Raw genomic sequence first — 23039 nt, 5'->3', positions numbered from 1 at the left:
CTTCTTGTTTGGATAAAATTGAAGTGAAACAGTTTCCGAGAACTTATCTTCAAAAAACAATAAATCCCCTTGACAGTTATGCTAGGTAAAAAAGCATCTACATGAAAAATATTTTTATCGCGGAGTGACAGGTTGTGTCGATCTCCAACACTCCTGTAGATACGATAAAAAGCCATTGAGGATGTTGATTTTGATATTCTGATTGACTTTACCACAGCGTTTATCGCAAAGGAAAATGTTCTCTTTCGAGGAATAAAAGCTAGACAATTGAAGCCTAGCTTTTATTTATAGTTGTCGAAACAGTTAATTTAAGCGGTAAACTTTGAGCTGTTTTTGCAGCTTTTTACGTACCATGTGAATTCTGGTCTTTATAGTGCCTTCTGGCATATTAAAATAGGAAGCGATTTCATGGTATTTATAACCATCTAAAAATAAACGGAAAATTTCATAATTTTCGGGCGTAAGACTGGTCATCGCTTTTTCGATGTCTTCGGCCATAAATTTATTGATCCCTTTGTTAAGTTCAGACGTATTGGTACTTTCTAAGGCAATATAATTATCCTGAATTTCCGTCACCCGCTTGGCTTTTCTATACTTATTAATATACGTATGCTTCATAATCACATATAGCCAGCTCATTAACTTCGGGTGCTGCACAAAGTTGTCTATGGACTTCAATGCCCTTATCCAGGTTTCTTGGATCAAATCTTCCTTTTCATCCGGATCAGCTGTAAATTTAGCAGCAAAATGATTAAGCAAACTTCTTTTTTCGTTGATGAGTACATTTAAATTGTAGTTGTTCATAACTTATCCTCTTTCTTTTTTCAACTGATTGTTTAAAATGGTTTTACATGAACAGAGGTAACAAGAAGGATGCTAGATTTGAAGCTCCATTTGCGCCAAAAAATAAATAGCAGCGTTGAGGGTAGAAATACGTTTTCCTATTTTATAAAGCTAATTAAGCAAAGTTTAATAGCTTTTTGACATTTATTTTAAATAATGATCAAAAAATAAGCAACTAATAAAAAAAGATAATAAGGTATTTATTTACTGCTGAAATGTTAGAAATACGTTTATTCTGCGTTTTAGCATTTTATATTCAGATGAACATTGTATACACTTGTTGAGAAAACTGAACACGCAATTGATCGAAATACGATATCAAAGCAAACTATCACTATTCGAAAGCTGTTCTAAATAAAAAAATCAAATTATGGGAAATCTATTGTACATCATCGCCGTTATATTGGTCATCATTTGGGCGATAAGTTTTTTTGGAGGTTACGCTACGGGAAATATCATCCACGTGTTATTGGTCATTGCCATTATTGTCGTTTTATTACGTGTCATTCGTGGTGCTGCTTAAACTGAACTCAAAAGATGAAACAAAGCCGAACGTAAACTACGTTCGGCTTTGTTTGTTTTAAAGATTTACAGACTCGCTATTCAATCCATAGCAAAAAGAATAGTGTGATATTGTCGCTAAGTTTATGTCCTTCATTTGTAGCTGAGGTAAGAATAATACCTTGACATTTTAATTAAGCTTTTCAAAACATCGAATGAGCGCAAACGTTTCGGTTCCCAGTTTTGTTCAAATTAAAAAGGAACGCCAGGAAGCATTTTTGCCGATCCCATTTAACGCTTTTTACGATATAAACTGAACCACTATGACACAAAACTCAGAAATCATGATTCATGCCGCCCGACTGGGCAATCTCGAAGTCTTACGTGAATTGATCAATCAGAATACCGATGTAAATACACGGGATGGCAAAGGCTATACCCCATTGATCATTGCTTGTTATAACAATAAGCTGGCTGCAGCCCAATTACTATTGGAAGCTGGTGCCGATGTAAATGCACAGGATAACGGTGGAAACACAGCCCTGATGGGTGTTGCTTTTAAAGGTTATCATGATATTGCCAAATTATTAATCGGTTATGGCGCAAATTTAAACCTGCAACATGGGAACGGTGGCACCGCGCTGATGTTTGCAGCCATGTTTGGCAGAAATGAAGTACTTAAGCTTCTACTTGACAATGGTGCAAATACCAGGCTACTCGATACACGTGGCTTGTCGGTGTTAGATCTTGCAGCGCAGCAGGGGAATGATACCGCCCTCAAACTGCTACAGCATTAGTATTTATTTAAATAGGATGGTCCATAAATATGCCCCAAATAGTATAAAACTTTTTGGGGCATATTTCTACATTGGATATTGTTTAGATACTACGCGGGCACTTTGCGCGATTTTTCCCGCTCCCAAAACCGGTGTTGGGCAATTGCTTTAATGAATTTATCCACTAAGGACTTTGGATCCTGATCAACTATAATTCCATCATCAAGTACAGTCTCCGCTGAAAACTCTTGGTATACCTTGCTAAAAAAATAGGTCGCTTCCAAAACTGGACTTGCCTCGACATCTGCTGCAATTGCTTTACAGTGTTTAAATGCTTCATTTAGAAAATGGACAGCATCGGCATTGGACTGCAGTGTAGCTACGCTATCCTTTCCTCCGGGTATATATATGGCGTCATACAGCACCGATGCTCCCGTTAAAAAGCTTTCTTCAACAGGGATCTTCTTTTTGTCCGTGCCCGTAACCTCCCCAAGCTTAGGTGCAATAACATGGACAATTCCACCTTCAGCCCGGATCGCATCTGCCACGGCCTGAAATGACTTCGTATCTATTCCATCAGCTGCAAGCACCGCAATCTTTCGACTCTTTATCGTATCTTTTATCGTATTTTGCATACTTAAAGCCGCCGACTTTTTTAATTTCTCCTTGACTTGAATAGGTTCATAATCGGAAGGATCAGCATCCGCCGGGAGGCTCTTATTAATCGGCTTTTCAACTTCTTTTTGCACCTGTAATCCCAAGGCAAACGCAACTTCAGCTGCCAGCCCCTGATCGACCAGCGACAGTATACCTATCATGCGTTGCCTTACCGAAACGGCCTTCACTTTACCCAGCTCAAAACTGAACGCATCTACAAGATGATTTTTTTCCGGCTCAGACTGACTATTATAAAACAGCCTTGCTTGACTAAAATGGTCGCGGAAACTATCGCTCCTAGCCCGCACTTTTCTGGCATCAATACGCTCTTGATAGCTTTTAAAACCACCATCTGCCTCGCCTACCTGCGCAGGATCATTATTCCCCAATGAATTTGGTCCATAGCTCGTCTTACCTCGATCAATCCTTTGCCGCATAAATCCATCACGCTGATTGTTGTGCGAAGGACAGATGGGCCTATTAATCGGAATTTCATGAAAATTAGGTCCACCTAAACGAATAAGTTGGGTATCTGTGTAAGAGAACAATCGCCCTTGCAACAACGGATCATTTGTAAAATCAATTCCTGGCACAATATTGCCAATATGAAAGGCAACCTGCTCCGTTTCGGCAAAGAAATTATCGGGATTTCGATTTAAAGTCATTTTTCCAATAGGCTGAACAGGCACCAACTCCTCAGGAACAATCTTCGTTGAATCTAGCAGGTCGAAGTCATACTTAAATTCGTCAGATTCGGGAATGACCTGTATGCCGAGTTCCCATTCTGGAAATGCACCGTTTTCAATGGCGTCCCAGAGATCCCTTCGATGAAAATCAGGGTCTTTACCGGATATATTTTGAGCTTCATCCCATGCGACTGAATGGACACCAAGCAGTGGTTTCCAATGAAACTTAACAAAGTGCGATTCACCATTGGCATTGATCAACCGAAAAGTATGAACACCAAACCCCTCCATCATGCGGTAACTACGCGGTATTGCTCGATCACTCATCAGCCACATAATCATGTGCGTCGACTCGGGCATTAAAGAAATGAAGTCCCAAAATGTATCATGGGCAGAAGCCGCTTGTGGAATTTCATTGTCGGGTTCAGGCTTGACAGCGTGAACAAGATCGGGGAACTTCATTGCATCCTGAATAAAGAATACAGGCATATTATTACCCACCAGATCGAAATTACCTTCTTGTGTATAAAATTTGACGGCAAAACCACGAACGTCGCGGGCAAGATCCGTCGACCCCCTCGAACCAGCAACTGTAGAGAAACGCACAAACACTGGGGTTTCAGTTTCGATATCATTAAGAAAACCCGCTTTTGTCCATTCAGCTAAAGGCTTGTATAGTTTAAATACGCCATGCGCGCCCGAACCTCTTGCGTGTACAACACGTTCGGGAATGCGCTCGTGGTCAAAATGTGTGATCTTCTCTCGAAGAATAAAATCTTCCAAAAGCGTAGCGCCCCGATTTCCAGCACGCAGTGAGTTTTGGTCATCATTGATCTTGACTCCCTGATCAGTGGTCATTTGCTGTCCTGTGGCGTCCGCCGTATGTGGTCTTAGGGCGTTGACCTTTTTATTTTCCACTGGATCAACTTGTTCAGTCTTCAATTCTTTTTTTTTCATTATAATCGATTTTTGGGTTTAAACATCGTTTGTTGTATAAACTTTGGAGAAAATTCAGCTGTAACTTTTGCATATCCATCTGGACGGGCAATATTCACCATTTCATATAGGAACTTTTCCAATCGACTAATCGTTTGTTTTAATTCTAAAAGTGTTCTTAAATTTTCGTATCCCAGAAGATCGGATGGCCTGTCAATAAGGCAAAGTATAGATTGGATGAAACTTTGATAAGAGTAGGTTGGGCAGATAGTAACTCTACCGCTGTTAAAGGTTGCTGCTACGTTCAAACAAAAAAAAGGAGCTTTCGGGCTCCTTTTTTGGTTTATTGATTTTTTTCTTCGTCCATTAGGCTTTAAATGTTATACAAAAAGTTGTACCTATATTTAGCTCACTATCGACGGTGACTTTTGCCTCGAGACGATCTACGATGCGTTTTACTATAGAAAGCCCAATTCCCGACCCTTCGAATCCCTGCGAGTTAGGCAAGCGTTTAAAAATATCAAATATATTACTATCATCCTTAATATCCATTCCGATACCATTGTCTTTAATGTAGTAGTGAACGAATTGTCCCTGCTTTTCACTATATACCTCGACTCTCGGGCGATCTTTTTTACTGCTATATTTTATGGCATTGCTGATCAGATTTAAGAACAACTGGTATAACAGTGTTCTTTCCCCTAAAATCGGCAAAGTTTCTCCCAAAACAAATTCAAGATGGGCGCTTTCAAACTGCTGCTTACAGCTTTCGAGAATGTTAAGAATTTTATTCCGTGGATCGATCAGTTCCGTTTTGAAGGCTACATAATTCGATTGCGTGAGCTGATACACCTTGTCCATCATTTCAGTGATCAGCGCAGTAGCATCCATAATATTTAGTGCCATTTTGCGTAACATATCCTTCGGAAGATCATCTTTCATCAACATCATCTGGGCAGCAAGCTTTATCGATGAAAGTGGATTTTTAAGATCATGGGTTAATGTATAGCCAAATGTATCCAAGGCATTGTTGGATCTGACAAGTTCTTTATTGAGCTGAGCAATCTCTCCGCCGCGCTGGGCAATAGCTTGTTGGGTTATTTGTGCGACTTTCTCCATAAAAGAAAGCTCGGCACTTTTCCACTGGATAGACTTGCCTTTCATCTTTTCACGCCAAGCTTCAAAAGATGTCCGTGGAGATGGAAATTCAACTTTCTTTTCAGGATCGTAATGATATATTTTTTCGGGTTTTCCAGCCCATACATCTTCGTAAACATGTTCTCTGCGGAATAAATAGATGTGCCATTTATTGCTGGGAAGGATATTTATCCGCAAAATGCCAGGCAATATAACCGCTTGCGGGGGTTCACTGTCGCCATAGACAAAGTTTGATGTGAAAAACAAGTCATCTTGACCCTCCTCTTCTATAAAGCGATCGATATCACGCAACTGCAATTGAGTGGGTACATCGCCCCAACTTTTAGAACCCCGGTCGTGCTTGATCATTAGTCCATCTGCGCCCACAATTTCTATAATTTGTGGTGCAAAGCGTTCAAGCACAACTCCAATATCACTATTAACCAATAACTCAGACTTCAGATCACGTTCCATAACACCCATAATGGTTTGCGCTACCAAGTTTTCTTTTTGATGTTCTGAAAGATAGTAGTTTATAGCGTATTGCGTTAAAAAAGCGCATAAATGACGTTGGGCGAGATCAACATTCAAAGGCTCGCTATTCTGGCACGCCACCAAGCCCCAAAGTTTTCCTTCGATAACGATAGAAAAACTGGCACTGGCCCGTGCTCCTGCGTTTTTAAGATATTGTAAATGTACTGGAGATAATGCTCTGAGGCTACAGCGTGTCAAGTCTACCTCAGCAGCCTCCAAACCCTGTATACCAATAGTCGGACCATCAACATCAGCTACGTGGCGCGCAAGAAACTTCACATAGAGTTCGCGTGCTTGTGCCGGAATATCAAATTCCGGATACCGGTAGCCCATCAATGGGGTCATTCCATCTGCGATGGACTCTGCAATGACCTGTCCGCTATTGTCCTCCTCGAAACGGTATACCATAACTCGGTCAAAACCAATGATCTGACGGATCAGTATAGTCAATGATTGCCAAGCATTGCCATGACGTTCTTCAAGGTACTTCGCATAATAAAATAATCGCGTCGCTTTTAAATGATTTTCATTACAGATTTCTATTTCAAGGTATGTCCGCTCGTCGTACTGGTAAATACTCAGGTAATAGTCTACATTTTTAATGCGGATACGCTCCACAAAACGTGTAAAGATCTCTCCTCTAATTTGCGTTTCAATCTCTTTAAGATTCAACTCCTTTTCGGACGATAGCAATGGTAATAGCCGAGCAATAGAGCGTCCGAGGATTTCCTTCATGGGAATATCAAGGACGATAGTTAAGTTTTCACTTGCGGCAATACATCCGCTCTCATCAAAAATACAAAGGAAACCGAAAGACTGGATCTTACCGCATAGGTGGATTTTCTCTTCGTGACACTCCAGTTGACGCATAGTTTGCTAGTTTTTAATCATTTAATTCGCTAATAATAGGAAATTCTCGAAAGAGATAATTTGCCATACATCATAAATCTAGCACCCCTCTTCAAACATGTCATATCTTAGGCTAAGATAAAAAAAAAATTGCGACGAATAACAGATCAAACGTTTGTTTAAAATTTATTCTGAATAGCTTATCGTTCAAACCACTGATATTCAAAATCATAAGCAATTGTTCCTTTTAAAAATAAAAAAGCTAGGTTGGAAAGGACCTAGCTTTTAAAACTTTCTTCACGACTGGACAAGCCGTATTTATATAAGGAACAATACTTTTAGCGAAGTTGTTTGAATAATTTGTTTTTATCTTTTAATAGCTTTCATTCCTGAAGATCAACTCACTTAAATCTTTCCAAAACGATCTATTTCGAAGTGTAAGCATACCCTGACCATGGTAATAAGGAACAGTCCTGCACTGCAACAGCGTCAGTCTCTGCCAAAAGGTCGGCGTCCGGTACATTGGTATCAAATGACAAGGTCCATTGCACAGCTGCTGGTAGATTGACATGTTGTAAATGAGCTGAAAAGTTCATTAGGATAATCGTTTTCTTCTCCTTTTGTTCCACACAGATACTAAGTACCTTCTTATCACAGAGGCATTCAGTCCTTATCTCACTTCGTTGCATATTTTTTAACAACGGATTGCTTTTCCGAAATGCGATCAACGATTTATAATAGGACAACTGTTGCTGATATGGTTGCCTGTTCAATTCGTCCCAATCCAACACAGCTTGCCTAAATATTGTTTCATCCTGTGGATCGGGAACCTCGTGATCTGTGAGAAAATCTTCAAACTCCCGCTTGCGGCCCTGCCGCACCAGCTCTACCAGCTCTGGATCACTGTGACTGATAAAATACGGAAAAGGTCGCGCTGTCCCCCATTCTTCGCCCATAAATAGTAGCGGAAGATAGGGTGACATGAATACAGCAAAAGTCATAAGACATGTTATTTCCCTGGCGTAAAGCGAGGCAGCACGATCACCCAGCATCCTATTGCCGACCTGATCATGATTCTGACTGAAAACAATGAAGCGATCGCCTGGAATACCCGCCGTATCTGTTCCAAAAAATTTCTCGCGATGAAAAGAATAGTTCCCATCAAAAACATAGGCCTTCTCGTAGGCTTTTGCGAGATCTTCCACGCCATTAAACTCCCGATAATAACCTTTCTTCGGCTCACCTACGGCTACGCGTAAGGCATGGTGAAACTCATCTAGCCACTGCGCATCCATCGCAAAGCCATTTTTTGCCAAGGGGTCTAAAAATCTTCTGTCGTTAAGATCGCACTCAACAAAGAGATATCGATTTTTCCCTGTTTTAGCGATCACATTATCCGTTTCCGCACGGATTTCCTGAAGGATGTGAATTGGACTAAAATCCTTGATCGCATGTACTGCATCCATGCGCAGCGCATCAATGTGAAAGTCTTCAAACCACATCCGTACATTGTTGATTACCAAATCCCGCTGTCCGTGACAGAAACGGTCGTCATAATTGAGCGCATCGCCCCAGGGCGTTCGATATTTCTCAGTGAAATAGGGACCATACTGCGCAAAATAATTTCCTTCGGGGCCTACATGATTATAGACCACATCGAGAATTACAGCTATACCAGCCTCATGACAGGCATTAACTAGCCGTTGCAATTCGGAAGCGCCACCATAAGAATGCTGTACCGCGAATGGAAATACGCCATCATAACCCCAATTTCTCTCTCCGGGAAATTGAGCGACCGGCATGATTTCTATAGCAGTTATTCCCAAATTTTTCAGATAAGGAATCTTTTTGATAACTCCATCAAAGTCATGGGACGACGAAAATGTACCTACATGAAGCTCATAGATGATAAAATCTGATTGTTGCGGCGGCTGATAGTCTTGATCGGTCCATGAAAAAGTGAGGTCTACAGCTTGAGACGGTCCATGAACACCTTCCGGTTGTGAACGAGAAAGCGGATCAGGGTATTCGTTGTCGTCTACCCGTATTTCATACAAATCGCCCGCACGGATTAAATCACTTTCGGCATACCAATAACCGTAGGCTTGCTGCTCTAGCGGTATTTCGACACCCATATTATAAAGCATGCAATAGACATTCTTTGCATTTGGCGCCCATACGCGAATCTCCCATAGCGCACCATTGTATTGAACTCCTAATTGTCTAATTCCTGTTTTGCTCATAATCCAGTGGTCGCTCTATTGTGATTGAAATAAAAGAATCGAGCGCGAGGGAACTAAAACCGTATCCCCAGCTGGAAACTCCCCAAAATCACCTATCCTATCGCTATTCGTATCTATGATCTTATTCCAGGAAGCCCCATAGATTTCACTAGGGAGTTTATAGGCGACATCTTCCCAATGAGCATTAAATAAGAGGTAAAAATTGGCATCCACTATTTTATTACCAGCGATGTCTACCGATCGAATTCCCTGACCATTGAGAAATACAGCAAGGGAACGGGCATAATCCTCCTGCCAATGATGATCGTCCATCTCAGATGCATCTGGGAGAAACCATACGATATCCTCGACACCCGTACCACGAATAGGTATACCTTGAAACCATTTGCGGCGGCAGAATACAGGGTGTTCACGGCGAAAATGAATTAATTTTTTAGTAAAATCCAATAAAGTTCCATCCACGCTGGTCCAGTCCAGCCAAGAGATCTCATTGTCCTGGCAATACGCATTATTGTTGCCTTGCTGTGTTCTGCCCAGTTCATCGCCAGCAACGAGCATAGGCACACCTTGCGACAGGAACAAGGTCACCAGCATATTTCGTTTTTGTTTTTGTCTTAGGCTATTAACTGTAGCATCATCTGTCGGTCCTTCGACCCCGCAGTTCCAGGAGCGATTGTGACTTTCACCATCTTGATTATCCTCGCCATTGGCTTCGTTGTGCTTATCGTTATACGATACGAGGTCATGAAGTGTAAATCCATCGTGGGCCGTAATAAAATTAACGCTGGCCGAAGGTGTTCGATTATCCCCCCTATACAAATCGGAGGATCCTGTAAGGCGATTGGCAAATTCAGCAATCATGCTGTCTGCCCCGATCCAATAATCGCGGATGCAATCACGGTATTTTCCATTCCATTCGGCCCAGCCAGCAGGAAATTCGCCAACCTGGTATCCACCTTCTCCGATATCCCAAGGCTCTGCAATGAGTTTAACCTGTGAAATCACGGGATCTTGATGAATAACGTCAAAGAATGAACTTAATTTATCGACCTCGTGTAACTCCCGTGCCAAAGCTGATGCCAAATCAAAGCGGAACCCGTCAACATGCATTTCTTCAACCCAATAGCGCAGACTGTCCATAATCAGACGTAATACATTGGGTTGACGTGTATTTAAGGTATTGCCAGTTCCGGTAAAATCCATATAATACCTTTGGTCTTCCGCCAAGCGATAATAAGAAGCGTTATCAATTCCTCTAAAAGACAGTGTTGGCCCCATTTCGTTACCTTCGCCGGTATGGTTGTAGACAACATCGAGGATCACTTCGATACCGGCATCATGTAAGGCCTTGACCATTTTTTTAAATTCCATAACCTGCTCGCCATGTGTACCTGAAGCGGAATAGCGCACATCGGGAGCAAAAAAACCGATGCTATTGTATCCCCAGTAGTTAGTGAGTCCTTTGTCCTTTAAATGACGGTCAGTCAAAAAATGATGGATCGGCAACAATTCGACGGCAGTAATACCCAGTTCTTTCAGGTAATTTATAGCAACAGGATGTGCCAAAGCAGCATAGGTTCCTCTTATTTCTTCGGGAATGTCAGGATGTGTCGCTGTAAAACCTTTTACGTGGGTTTCGTAAATCACACTCTGATGCATCGGTACCCGCGGCGGACTGTCGTTCCCCCAATCAAATTTGTTATCAATAACAACAGCTTTGGGGACAAAAGGAGCGCTGTCTGTTATATCTAAACTTATATCATCGTCTCCAATAGTGTATGCAAATAGCGCATCATCCCATTGTACAGTACCTGATATTGCTTTTGCATACGGATCAATCAACAATTTATGGGGGTTAAAACGGTGTCCTTGCGATGGATCGTGCGGACCATATACCCGATAGCCGTAGCGTTGTCCTGGCTTAATTCCCGAGAGATAGATATGCCACACTTGGTGCGTCTTCTCGGTTATTTTAAATTTTGTGACTTCCTCCTCATCGGAACTAGTATAGAGGCAAAGTTCAACAGCTTCAGCATGTTCGGAGAAAAGGGCAAAGTTAACCCCTTCCCCATCGTAAGTAGCTCCTAATGGATAAGGGCTTCCGGTAAAAATTTTTGTTTCCATCTGTATGTTTAACGGTTGTATAATTTCGTGTAGTAAGCTAATTTCTCCTGGTGGTTTGCTGCAAATGCCCCTTTTTGCATACGCCATAACCAATTGCCGGCTGTGCTGGCGGGACGGTTCATGCGGCAAGATCCATCAAGATTCAGGATATCTTGCATCGCGATAATGACGCTGTCTGCAACGGATGCGTAGAGTGAACGTATGAGGACATCATTTAGATTTGTATTTTCAACGATTTGCCCATAATAATTATTGATCCTTTCTTTGCCCGCTCCATCGAGATCTTGATTAAACCAAGACAGCGAAGTATTATTGTCGTGGGTGCCCGTATAGGCGACAGTATTGCGGTTATATTGATGCGGGATATGAGGTGAATGGGGCATATCGTTGCCAAAAGCAAATTGTAATACGGCCATTCCCGGAAAATTATATTCATTACGTAGCTGATATACCTTAGCGTCTATGTCACCAAGATCTTCGGCGATAAAAGGCATATGATCCAACGTAGTTTTCACATGATCAAAAAAATCCGACCCTGGCCCTACAACCCAGCTTCCATTTTTTGCGGAAGTTTCTTCGTGGGGCACTTCCCAATAGGAAGAAAATGCTCGGAAATGGTCAAGCCGTAATGTATCGAACAGCGTACAGTTATGTGACAAACGTTCCACCCACCATTGATAACCATCTTTTTGAAGTGAGCTCCAATTATAGGTTGGCATCCCCCATAATTGGCCGTCGGCGTTGAAGTAATCGGGTGGTACCCCCGCAACATGATTTATAGTACCGTCTGCTTTTAAAGAAAAGTACTGCGGATTGACCCATACATCGGCAGAATCATAGGCAACATAAAATGGGATATCGCCTATAAACCTAATCCCATAATCACGCGCAAAGTTTCTTAACGCACTCCATTGCCTAAAAAACAGGAACTGAAACCATTTTTCCTGTTGCAATTCATCTGCAAATCGAGTGGCGAAATCTTCCAGCGCTGCGCTATCGCGAAGCTTATAAAGCGCTGGCCATTGATACCATGGACGATCGTCATGTCTATTTTTCAAAACTTTGAAGAGTGCATAATCATCAAGCCAGGAAGATTCGCGGTCTACAAACTCGGAAAATTCTTGCGTAGGCTGCGCTGGAAGACGATGGAATGCCTTTTCAAGGAGCCGATATTTTGAGCTGTTTATTTCCGCGAAATCTATTGTTTGCAAGCCCTTCTTTTTCAAGGTCTTTAATTCATCCTTATTCAGCAAGCCAAATTTTAATAATTCCTTTAAATCGATGAGTAAGGGATTTCCAGCCCTGCTACTTAGCGTGCTATAAGGCGAATAACATTGTGCTAAGTCTGTAGGCCCCAATGGAAGGATCTGCCACCAGCTTTGGCCACCACGTTGGAGCTGTTTAACAAAACGGCGAGCTTCATTCCCGAGATCTCCGATCCCATAAGATGACGGTAATGAGCTTATATGCAACAATACACCGGAACTCCTTTTCTGAGTGGAATCTTTATATTTTAAGATCGCCATGGGAAGATCCTTAAAAATAGCATTGATAGGAATTTCTGTGCCTTCGCCACTGCTATCCATCAAAACATGCTGCCAAGTCACTGAACGATGAGTTAAGAGCTGAACTTTTGTATCGGACCAATCAAATGAACAGGGCACAAATTTTGAGATTTTACCAATAGCGGCAAGATGTAGCGGTAAAATCACCACTAACCACTCATCCCCTGACCTACGTGCGAAGGCCAATATATGTTTCCGATATCGACCAGTCACCTTCAGTGAAATATAGCTGCTATTCGGTGCAAGTGTATGATCGTCCTTTCTCAGTTTCACCAATTCCTTTACCAACCAAAGTTTTATTCTTCCATCGTGTCTATTTCGCCATAAAAATGGAATTCGCTCTTCTTTGGCTGTCTCTTCGATAGTGTCGAGGAGACCTTTATTTAATTCATAAGCTATAGGTCGTCGGTTGTCGGGATCAACAAAGCTATAGTTCCAAAGTTCTGATCCCTGATAGATATCGGGTATACCAGGACAAGTAAACTTTAAAATTTGCTGAATAAGTGAATTCAATATCCCATAATCAGCGACTGCCTCAATAAATTGATAAAAGCTCGTAAAAAAAGGACGGTCTTTGTCCAGCAAAAAAGAAGCGAAGTCCCGAACTGAAGCTTCATAAACTAAATTTGGATTCTCCCAGCTTGAGCGTTCTTTACCTTCGCGAAGGTATTTAACCAAGTAGTCCAAAAAACGTTCTTCAAATGATGCTGTATTTGCCTTCGCATCCTGTTTCTCCATTGGATAAGAGGAGACCAAAGACTGGTAGATGAAATATTCATCATTTGGGTGCGGAATGTCCTTTCGATATTCATTCCAGACCACATCCTGCCAAATGCGCAGTTGTTTTACCCACTTTTGCGCCATAGCAGTCAGGACCAAAAGACGGCTCCGTGAATCCTCCCCCCGCTTGGTGTCGTGTGTTGAACTGGCGTTGATTGACAGCGGCCAATCTTTTTGCCTATCCTGCATAAATCGGTGAAATTGCTTGATACTAAGCCCTAAATTCTGCGGATGGTCACCCACTTCATTATGTCCAATAAACCGGTTGTAGGTGTACATCAATGTATCTTCCACCCCTTTTGCCATTACTGGCCCAGTCAATTGCATGCAGCGAAGAAAGAAATCGGCCAAAGCAGTTTGGTTCGGCGATTGATAAGCTACCTGCGCTTGCTGAAACAGATTTCGGAATTGCTCGACCAGCTCTTGGTCGAGCTCGGGGTTCTTCATCAACTTTTCAAAAAGTGAAGATACAAGTTCGAAGTTCGTTATTGACAATGGAAAGCAATCATCATAAAGCCGATAGACCGGAAAAAGTGCAATAAAGGACTTTAAAATATCCTTTAGCGCATCCCGCTTCTCTTGGTCAGCAACACCTAGAAGCGATGCTAACGATTTGGCAAGATTGTCGACCTCTCCCTGCATCTGATCTGTAAGAATCTTACATTTTTTTGCATATTGATCTTTTTTAATTGATAAGTTTTCGCCAGTAACTTTGCGATAATAGTTATTCAATATTTTCTTTCCCGACTGGCAGGAACATACATTATTACAAACTGATAAAAAATCATAGCCCGTTGTTCCCTGTATAGGCCAGTCGATCGGGAGCTTCTCTCCTTTCTCCAGTATCTTTTCAGCGACGATATACGTTTTCGGACCGATATATTTTCTCAAATTGTAGAGGTAGGCTGTGGGATTATAAAGTCCATCGATATGATCAATGCGGAGTCCATCAATCAGCCCCTCGTCAACGAGTGTTTTGATTAGCTCATGAGACTGCTTGAATACTTCTTCGTCCTGCACATTTAAACAAATTAGTTCGTTGACCGTAAAAAAACGTCTATAATTTATTCGTTGATGTGTATGCCACCAAGGACAAAGCTCATAATTCTGACTAGTTACCAATTCAAGAATACGATCGGGATCCGCATTAAAGCGTTGCAGCGTAGACGTAAGTATCTCGCCTGAGAGACCTTTAAAGATGTGTATTCGCAACTGCTTCCACTCTTCGTTATCTCCATTGGCTTGAGCGGTATTTATCTGAACCAAAAGGCCGCTAAAATCGGCTTGTGTGTCCCGTAAATAATCGCCCAATATAAAGCCATAAGATTCTGGTGAAATTGGATAAACATTTCCTTGATAAGAAAGTCGAAGACTATCATCGGAAGAAACGACTGTAATTTCATTGTCTGATATTGCTTCATCCAAAGTCTTTGCTAATATAGGTACCATTAATTTTCCTTGCTCAAATAAATTAGAACTATAGCAGGTATCAAAAAAACGGCTAAATGTTGATGACTGTCCAAATTCCAGCAAATCCATGAGCCATTCGTTCGCTGGATGAAATGCCATGTGATTTGGAACGATATCCTGAATCCATTTGATATTGGATTCTCTTAATTGTTTCTTAATAGCCCTGAGCTCGTCGAGTGTACCTAATTCTGGATTTATCTGATGCATATTAACACCGTCATAGCCATGGACACTCCCCGGCGTTGATTGTAAAATAGGTGCAGCATAAATCGTATCTATACCAAGATTAAGCAGGTAAGGAATTATGGCTTTAAAATCAGCAAAGTTAAACGCTTTATGAAATTGAATTCTGTAGGTTGTATTTGGCTTATTAATGGATACATTTCTATTCGTCTGCATAGTGCTGGATTTCATTTTAGTTCAGAACGCCAGCCAGCCATTTTAGTTCAATCGTTTTTCAAAAAAGGGAAGTTGAAATGAGATGGAAGGGTGTTGAAAATAATAAGGCAAAAAAATAATTTAAAATTAAAACGAATCTTTCTGAGCTGCGTTCTACCTGTACTTCTTCAATAATTGCAGTTTAAATTATTATAATATGAAAAAAATAGGAATTACGTTTTCCGCTTTTGATCTGCTTCATGCAGGTCACATTAAGATGCTCGAAGATGCCAAAGAACAGTGCGACTTTCTGATTTGCGGTCTGCAGACAGATCCAACGCTGGATCGTCCAGAAAAAAACAAGCCGACACAATCGGTATTTGAACGCTATATGCAATTAAAGGCATGTAAACATGTGGATATGATTATCCCTTACGCTACTGAGCAGGACCTAGAAGATGTTTTACGTTCATACAAAATACATGTTCGCATTTTGGGTGATGAATATATGGATAAGGCATTTACAGGCAGACAGTATTGCGAAGAAAAAGGGATACGACTTTATTTCAATAGACGGGAAAACAGGTTCTCGAGTTCGTCTTTGCGAAGAATAATTGCATCGAAGGAAAACACTAGTAAGGGCGCCGTAGTCAGTATAAACGATGGGGCTAATTACGCGTTAAAGCGCATAAATGCATAAACTAATAGTAAAAATATGATTATAGGTATTATTTTCGGCGTATTTGACATGTTGCATGTAGGCCATATCGTTGCGCTACAGGAAGCGAAGAGTCAGTGTGATTATCTCATTGTGGGACTTAAAACTGATTCAAATGTACAGGAAGCTGATGGCCATGACACGGCTCAGACCATGGTCGAAAGATTCATCAAATTGGAAGGCTGTCAGTTTGTTGATGAAATCATCCCTTTTGAATCGGATCACGACATTACAGATATGCTTCAGTCACTACCTGTCCACAAATTCTTTATAGGGGAAGACTATAAGATGGTTGATTTTTCAGGCAGAGATTATTGTATTTCAGAGGGAATTGAAATTTGTTATACCAAGAACAAAAACCGATTTTCAAGTCAGTCGCTTCGAAAAATTGTGAGTGAAAAAGAAATTGAGAAGGCGGAAAGGAGTTTTGGCGCAAGTTTAAAATGCCATTCCGCAAATATTATTTCAACTACACCCCAATAAAGGAGCAATGAAATATAGATACTGCAGGCTTGTAAACAACAACAATATCGTTAGTTATGGAAAAAATCAATATCGGTATTATTACGAGTTTAAGAAAGCAGTTGTTTGCCTATCGCATCCTTTTTTCTGAACATGTACAAAGTCCCGCAAGGGTTGTCCTGGAAGCAGCATCTCTTGAATCTATTAGCAGCAATTCTCTCATTAATGAAAAGCCTGAATTGCTGCTGCTCGATTATCGTTTGGTATTTAAAGATACCGCCCTTTTCTTTTCGCTTCTAAATAATCGCTATCCAAACCTGATCGTTATTGTTCTTGTGGATCAAACTCAGCTAAAAGAAGCGAAGCGATGTCAACGGTTTGTTGATGCCTATGTAGCCCCAAACATAGAGATTCTCCAGCTTTTTACACAGATTAGGAATCTAACAGTACGCGCTCCCTTCATGAACGCACATTAGTGTAACAAGTGATGGCTTCGTTTTTTAATGAAATACCTGAGATAAGCGTATAAATAACGTGTACTTTGGGGCATTACCGAGAAAATTCCAATCGCAAAAATTTAATACGGTTTTAAATCCTTAGCTGATTATGTTGGCGCGACTCACACAGTGAATATAACATACTGATAATGAGCAGTCATAACCAATATTAAGTATAAATTACATCTTCCGTAATATTTACCTAAAGATCGTCTCAGCGTTCCAACACGCAGCATTTTGACTAAAATCTGCACTGTTGTTGTTCTATAATTGCCGTAACATTTAGAAAATAACAACATGCAGCACATCGAGATAAACTCATTTTTTAAAGAAAAAAGAAGCCTACTCAAAAATTTCGCTTCGCAATTTACTTCAGATCCGGAGATTAAAAATGATCTTATACAGGACACCATGGTTAATGCATTAAAATCCATCGAAAAGCTTATCCATAATCCTAAGGTGGGCTCATGGTTGTATGTGATTATGCGCAACATTTATATTAACCATTACAGAAAAACAAAACGTACTGAGAACTATCACCATGAGTATGCAGCTTTAGCCAGTGCGGATTCTGTTTCAACAAATTTAAGCAGCAGCAAATTTATCCAGGATGATATCCAAAAAGCATTGCGTCAGCTTTCCGAAGATAATTATGAAATTTTCAACATGTTTCTAGAAGGTTATAAATATCATGAAATCGCTGAATATATGCAGATGCCTGAAGGTACTATTAAAACACGCATTCATTTTATTCGAAAGACCATGCAAAAGCAGTTAGCAATATATCATTAATATAGGGGATATATTAAACTATAAAAAAATAAAAATTAAAACTATTTACAAATAAATCTTGTTATTTAAACATTATCACTAAATAAATAAATATTATGATTTCAAACAAAACATTACTTGCTTCACTAGCTACCGCAGCGATTTTAGTTTCGTGTAATAATCAAACACCGCAGGAAAAGGCGGCTGAGAAGATGGAGCATGCGGAGGAAAAAGCAGCCGACGCCAATGAAGAGGCAATGAAAACTTCCGAAGATGCTGCGACGAAAGATGCAGAAGCCGTTGTTTATTCCGATAAAGCGGCGGCTAATGCAGCCATTGCTTCAGTGACAGCCCCTGTCCTTTCCAATGATAAAGCCAAGGAGCTTTATACAAAATTAGGTAAAACTTGGGTGGATCGCATCAATGCAGAGTCTGCAGATCAAGCGTTGGATAAAGAGAAATCACTGTTGGATATTAAAAACGAGATCGAAAAAAGTCTTGCTGACGGAAAAATATCTGCTTCGGATAAAGATAACATCATGAAATACCAATCGGATTGTTTAGCCGCTATTAAAGCTGCGCTCTAGAACATACGAGCATAATAATCAATAAATCATAGGATATTTTGCGATTCACTTTCAAATCGTAAGATATCCTATTATTTTTGTTGTTATCCTTACGGCTCCATTGATTAAAGAAAGATGAAAATTATGAAAATCCATTCGACCAATTATTTTAACACATTGATTGAAGCTGCTGCAGATACCAAAGTAGTTAAGGGCACTATTCCACCATCAAAAAGCAATAAAACCGTTGCTGAACGACAATATGAATTAATCGCCTCTGCACCTTATCAGTATACATCTGACGATATTATTTTCCAAGTCTATGCGGAAAGAAGGGATCTAACGCCAGATGAGTATCCTGAAGCAAGAGCAGTTTTTTTCTCAAGAGGACAAGCTTGCCTGCGAGCTTCCCCGCTTACAAAAACCTATGGGTATGGGATTCATAGTAATAGTGAAGGCAAGATCGCTCTATATGGAATGGAAACAGCAATTTATCAGAAGTTTGTAGCGGATGATAATACAGCGAAAGTTAAAGCAATGAGGTCTATTAGGTAGCACTTGCAAAATAAAATGGTGTTGAAAAAATTAACATTTCTCATGAGCAATCACTTGCTCCAAAAAAGAAATCTGCCGTTCGTTTATTTTCTTCCTAGCTTCCGCAAATGTAAACCAACCTCCGCGATCTACTTCTGGATAAGTTTGCATTTTTCCGGATTTCGGCGGCCATTCCATTTCAAAGGTATTGCTTACCAGATCAGCAGGATCTATATCTCCTTCAATTGCCCAGCACTTAACTATTTTTCCTCCTTTCTGTTGAATAGCTTGTAGCGCAATAAAATTTCCGCTGGGAAGATAGCCTGTCTCTTCAATAAATTCCCTTTTGGCTGCTTCAAGTTCATCTTCATACAAATCGATTTCTCCCTTAGGGATTGTCCAAGAGCCTTCATCTTTTTTCGTAAAATAGGGACCACCAGGATGTACTAAGAAAAAATAAATTTCTAGCGCCTCAAATTTATACAATAACAATCCAGCACTGGTATTTATCTTTTTAGCCATTGTTGCTGCTATTCCGTAACCGAATCCATGTAGGGGCATGATCGCTGCTCTTTTCCCAGCCGCGAACATGGCGATCAATACCGCCTTCAATTAGACGATCCTGAATTGAAGGGCTTAATAGGATATGATCTATACGCAAACCGGCATTTCGACTATAAGCCTGACGAAAGTAATCCCAGAACGTATACACCTGCTGATCCGGAAAAAGCTGACGAATCGCATCCTGCCAGCCCGCTTCAAGAAGTTGACTGAAAGCCTCTTTAACCTCCTTTCTGAACAATGCATCGTTGACATATTTTTCAGGTTTATAGGTATCCATTTCGGTTGGAATAATGTTAAAATCGCCGATGAGTATCGCTGGAATATCCATACTAAGCAACGTTTTGGCCCGCTTAGCTAAGCGCTCAATCCACGTCAATTTATACTCAAATTTGGGCCCGGGAAATGGGTTCCCATTGGGAAGATAAAGACAGCAAATCGCGACTTGCTGGATCATAACCTCCAAATAACGGCTTTGAACATCTTCGGCATCACCTGGAAGCGCTCTAGAGATTTCTTCGATCTCATATTTGGAAAGAACCGCAACCCCATTCCAGCTTTTTTGACCGTGCCAAACGGCATGATATCCGATGGCATTAATTTCTTTCAGTGGAAAACGTTCCTGCGGAGATTTCAACTCCTGGAGGCATATAACATCAGGCGATTCTTCGGCCAACCAGCGAAGCAAGACCGGTAGACGCGCATTGATACCATTAATATTATAGGTGGCTATTTTCATGAACTCATTTTTTAACTTAAATAAACAACCAAAGGAACCTCTTTATTGTTTGAAACTGCTAAGAAAAATTTAAGCGAGGAAAATTGAACACCTTTAGCAAAACAGCACTTATTTATGAAATTCGTATGGGATTAAATGACTATTTAAGTGATACGACGATAAATTCATTTCTCCAATGCTATAAATACGTATTTAACCTGTATTTTTCGGAAGTTCCTTAGCTACCCTACGCTATTTCTATTCAAAAACTACGGTTAAAGCTTCATAAACATCCTTTAGGTATAAATTTTGTTTCAATTACATCAAAAGAATTTACACTCAAATAGCGTACGGATATGGAAAATATTGAAAAGAAAGCAAAAAAAATAGGTTTGGAAAAAGGCTACTATTTATTGCTAATGGCCATTTTGGATCTTCCAGTTGAAGAAGTACAAAATACAGTAAAGGAGGGTTAAATCATATGAAAAAAATAGCAATCATCAGTACTTGTCCGCCTCAAGAATGTGGGTTAGCAACTTTTACGAAAGACCTTAAACAAGGTATGGAATTCGATCCTACTGTACAAATTGACATCATCGCTTTATCTAAACATGGATTAGAGAATTTTAATGAATCTGTACGCTTTGTCATCTTTCGGGATCGACTTGATAGTTATCATCAAGCAGCTCGTATCATCAATGAGGAATATGATTATTGTATTGTGCAACATGAATTTGGAATATTTGGTGGTGCCGACGGTATTTTCATCACACAAATCGCCAACAATCTTACTATACCATTATTAACCGTATTTCATACTATTCTGCAAACCCCTTCATTGCAGCAGAAAGAAATTATGGAATTACTTCTGGAAAAATCTCAAGTGGTTGTCAGCCTATCGCCAAAAGGAGTAGAATTGTTAAGGGAGCAATTTGATTCGGCTCTTACGGATAAAATTAAAGTTATACCGCATGGCGTGCCGCAGTTTGACTATAATCAGGGGTTAGCCAAGTACAGGTTGAATTTACAGCAAAACTTTGTGATGATGACTTTTGGTTTAATCGGAAGAAGTAAAGGGCTTGAATATGCCATAAAATCCCTGTCGGGTATCGATCTTCCTGGATTCAAATACTTGATTGTTGGAAAAACACACCCCAATGTGCTTGCCCATGAAGGTGAATCTTACCGATTCGAACTTCAAAATTTAGTTGATCAACTAGGTTTACAGGATAAAGTTGTTTTTATTGATAAATTCTTAACGGATGAAGAACTTAAAGAGTATCTGACAGCATGCGATATATACTTATCCCCATACCCTCACGAACAACAAATAAGCAGTGGAACCTTATCTTTTGCAGTAGGCGCGGGAGCTGCAGTTATCTCCACTCCTTACTGGCATGCCAAAGATTTATTGAAAGATGATCGTGGCATTCTTACCCCATTTAACGACATAGAATCCATGCGTGGCAACATCAAATTATTGTATACCTCCCATCGACTACTCGCTTGGCATCGTTTCAAAGCACGCAGCTACGGAGAACAAACTGTATGGAAAAACGTAGCAAAAATGTATATCGAACTTCTAAATGGAGTAACAACACCGGTGAGATCTTTAATTGATTATGAAAAATACCTCTCTTTTGATTTGAAAAGAGAAGCATAAAGTTAAAGGGCTGTCCGAGGAGTCTAACTTTTCAGGGCAGTGATTAACGTGGACAGCCCTTCCTTTTTGCTATTTTATGTACATCCCCATCCAATTCAACAGCCTTTCGGGTAATCAATTCTCAAACGGATTGGCTTGACTTTTTACTTACCCTATTTAGTCGTAATAGCCTATTTAAAGTTTCGAATGCCTTTATGGTATAAATGGCCTGCGCTTCTTCCATTTTGGCACTCGATTGAAGTTCGATTTTTTCGGTAGATATAATCTTGTCCTTTTCAGCAATTGAAATATAGGCGAACAATTTACCAGCTGATTCGGGCACCGCTGTTGCATATCCCGTTGTGGCAATAGCCCATGTTGTACCAAACAGGTTGCTTACTGCAAGTGCCATTTCTTCGGTAATTTTCGGAGATACGCAGTCGCATCTTTCGGCTTCCTTTGCATCCACCTTTAGGATTTTTATCTTAGCATTAATCGTATAGGTGGTCACTCCCCCAGCGAAAACTTCCATTGCTCCCTCCATCTGTGAACAGGCTAACTGCAACAATCCCGCTGTCACACTTTCAGCAACGGCAATACGATCTTTAGCATCTTTGAGATTTTGAGCGACTTCGCGCAGTAACAATTCTGGAAACTCTATTTTCATTATATATTAATATAAGGTCATCTACATATGAAGGCATTGCCTACGCTATCTTTATGCCACATGGTATATTTTAATCTCAGGATTATTGCTTATTAGTGGCTTTAGTGCAACGAGGATGATATTATTGTATAATTCTGTTGACAAAAAGGCCTCAGCATCTTCATAAGTATCAAAGCCATATAAGAGCTGTATATCCTCATCGCTGAAGAGTAACTCTTGTGTTTTCGCTCCTTTTATTTGTTCTCGAAATAAATCTTTGAACTTATTATATGTACTTGTCAATTCCCCCCTATTGGAAGAATTCATTTTTAACACAATTTGCAAATATGCTGTCGTCATTTGTTCCTTATTTTTATTGTCCATAATGGTTTAAATTTCCCTGACCCGGTACGAATGGATTGGAATTGCCCAATCCAAATGTCTC

Annotated in this window: 19 protein-coding genes; 9 read left to right on the top strand and 10 right to left on the bottom strand. The window is 40.4% G+C overall.

Features of this window, described 5'->3' with window-relative positions; genetic code table 11:
* Window positions 1-303: 303 nt before the first annotated feature.
* Window positions 304-804: an RNA polymerase sigma factor gene (locus tag BGP15_RS06315; protein WP_046676293.1), complete on the bottom strand. Its 501-nt coding sequence runs from the start codon at window positions 802-804 to the stop codon at window positions 304-306.
* Window positions 805-1213: 409 nt separating this feature from the next.
* On the opposite strand from BGP15_RS06315, the gene BGP15_RS06310 reads away from it, so the two are divergent.
* Both BGP15_RS06310 and BGP15_RS06305 read left to right on the top strand, forming a co-directional pair.
* Window positions 1214-1366, top strand: coding sequence for a lmo0937 family membrane protein (locus BGP15_RS06310; protein ID WP_115048587.1), 153 nt, complete (start codon window positions 1214-1216; stop codon window positions 1364-1366).
* Between the two features lie 301 nt (window positions 1367-1667).
* Window positions 1668-2141 carry an ankyrin repeat domain-containing protein gene (locus BGP15_RS06305; protein WP_286768997.1) on the top strand — a complete coding sequence of 158 codons (474 nt, stop codon included), beginning with the start codon at window positions 1668-1670 and terminating at the stop codon, window positions 2139-2141.
* 89 nt (window positions 2142-2230) lie between these two features.
* Here the strand turns inward: BGP15_RS06305 and BGP15_RS06300 are convergent, their stop codons facing one another.
* The 5 genes from BGP15_RS06300 to treY all read right to left on the bottom strand — a co-directional run bounded on the left by BGP15_RS06300 (window position 2231) and on the right by treY (window position 15500).
* Window positions 2231-4420, bottom strand: a complete 2190-nt coding sequence (locus tag BGP15_RS06300) for a catalase (protein ID WP_286768996.1) — start codon at window positions 4418-4420, stop codon at window positions 2231-2233.
* A 345-nt stretch (window positions 4421-4765) separates the two neighbouring features.
* On the bottom strand, window positions 4766-6940 hold the full coding sequence (locus tag BGP15_RS06295; RefSeq protein ID WP_286768995.1) for an ATP-binding protein: 2175 nt from the start codon (window positions 6938-6940) through the stop codon (window positions 4766-4768).
* A gap of 404 nt (window positions 6941-7344) precedes the next feature.
* The gene (treZ, locus tag BGP15_RS06290; RefSeq protein ID WP_286768994.1) at window positions 7345-9162 is read right to left on the bottom strand and encodes a malto-oligosyltrehalose trehalohydrolase; all 1818 of its coding nucleotides are present in this window, start codon (window positions 9160-9162) and stop codon (window positions 7345-7347) included.
* Window positions 9163-9177: 15 nt separating this feature from the next.
* Complete coding sequence (gene glgX / locus BGP15_RS06285) at window positions 9178-11286, bottom strand: glycogen debranching protein GlgX (protein ID WP_286768993.1); 2109 nt, start codon at window positions 11284-11286, stop codon at window positions 9178-9180.
* 8 nt (window positions 11287-11294) lie between these two features.
* Window positions 11295-15500 carry a malto-oligosyltrehalose synthase gene (treY, locus tag BGP15_RS06280; RefSeq protein ID WP_286768992.1) on the bottom strand — a complete coding sequence of 1402 codons (4206 nt, stop codon included), beginning with the start codon at window positions 15498-15500 and terminating at the stop codon, window positions 11295-11297.
* Window positions 15501-15696: 196 nt separating this feature from the next.
* Here treY and BGP15_RS06275 point away from each other — a divergent pair, with 196 nt between their 5' ends.
* From BGP15_RS06275 to BGP15_RS06250, 6 genes are all read left to right on the top strand, one after another.
* Complete coding sequence (locus BGP15_RS06275; RefSeq protein ID WP_046676287.1) at window positions 15697-16179, top strand: adenylyltransferase/cytidyltransferase family protein; 483 nt, start codon at window positions 15697-15699, stop codon at window positions 16177-16179.
* 15 nt (window positions 16180-16194) lie between these two features.
* Window positions 16195-16680, top strand: a complete 486-nt coding sequence (locus BGP15_RS06270) for an adenylyltransferase/cytidyltransferase family protein (protein ID WP_070560786.1) — start codon at window positions 16195-16197, stop codon at window positions 16678-16680.
* Window positions 16681-16736: 56 nt separating this feature from the next.
* Window positions 16737-17135, top strand: coding sequence for a hypothetical protein (locus tag BGP15_RS06265; RefSeq protein ID WP_286768991.1), 399 nt, complete (start codon window positions 16737-16739; stop codon window positions 17133-17135).
* 318 nt (window positions 17136-17453) lie between these two features.
* Window positions 17454-17948 carry an RNA polymerase sigma factor gene (locus BGP15_RS06260; RefSeq protein WP_046676284.1) on the top strand — a complete coding sequence of 165 codons (495 nt, stop codon included), beginning with the start codon at window positions 17454-17456 and terminating at the stop codon, window positions 17946-17948.
* A gap of 95 nt (window positions 17949-18043) precedes the next feature.
* The gene (locus BGP15_RS06255; protein WP_046676283.1) at window positions 18044-18514 is read left to right on the top strand and encodes a hypothetical protein; all 471 of its coding nucleotides are present in this window, start codon (window positions 18044-18046) and stop codon (window positions 18512-18514) included.
* A gap of 114 nt (window positions 18515-18628) precedes the next feature.
* Window positions 18629-19048 carry a DUF6157 family protein gene (locus BGP15_RS06250; protein WP_286768990.1) on the top strand — a complete coding sequence of 140 codons (420 nt, stop codon included), beginning with the start codon at window positions 18629-18631 and terminating at the stop codon, window positions 19046-19048.
* 30 nt (window positions 19049-19078) lie between these two features.
* Here BGP15_RS06250 and BGP15_RS06245 read toward each other — a convergent pair whose 3' ends face one another.
* Together BGP15_RS06245 and xth are read right to left on the bottom strand one after the other, a co-directional pair.
* A complete protein-coding gene (locus tag BGP15_RS06245) occupies window positions 19079-19549 on the bottom strand; it encodes an NUDIX hydrolase (protein WP_112374725.1) in 471 nt (156 codons plus the stop codon).
* Window positions 19542-20327: an exodeoxyribonuclease III gene (xth, locus tag BGP15_RS06240; RefSeq protein ID WP_286768989.1), complete on the bottom strand. Its 786-nt coding sequence runs from the start codon at window positions 20325-20327 to the stop codon at window positions 19542-19544. The genes BGP15_RS06245 and xth overlap by 8 nt, the downstream gene beginning before the upstream one ends.
* 460 nt (window positions 20328-20787) lie before the next feature.
* Between xth and BGP15_RS06235 the strand changes: the two genes are divergently transcribed.
* Window positions 20788-21969 carry a glycosyltransferase gene (locus BGP15_RS06235; protein WP_286768988.1) on the top strand — a complete coding sequence of 394 codons (1182 nt, stop codon included), beginning with the start codon at window positions 20788-20790 and terminating at the stop codon, window positions 21967-21969.
* 121 nt (window positions 21970-22090) lie between these two features.
* Here BGP15_RS06235 and BGP15_RS06230 read toward each other — a convergent pair whose 3' ends face one another.
* Together BGP15_RS06230 and BGP15_RS06225 are read right to left on the bottom strand one after the other, a co-directional pair.
* On the bottom strand, window positions 22091-22615 hold the full coding sequence (locus BGP15_RS06230) for a CinA family protein (protein WP_286768987.1): 525 nt from the start codon (window positions 22613-22615) through the stop codon (window positions 22091-22093).
* Between the two features lie 51 nt (window positions 22616-22666).
* Entirely contained in the window at window positions 22667-22978 is a 312-nt protein-coding gene (locus BGP15_RS06225) for a hypothetical protein (protein ID WP_053003998.1), read from the bottom strand.
* Window positions 22979-23039: the final 61 nt, after the last annotated feature.

The organism is Sphingobacterium sp. 40-24 (assembly GCF_001899705.1).
Taxonomy (GTDB): domain Bacteria; phylum Bacteroidota; class Bacteroidia; order Sphingobacteriales; family Sphingobacteriaceae; genus Sphingobacterium; species Sphingobacterium multivorum.
The sequence above is the reverse complement of the archived record's forward strand: the minus strand, read 5'-3'. Positions and strand labels throughout refer to the sequence as shown.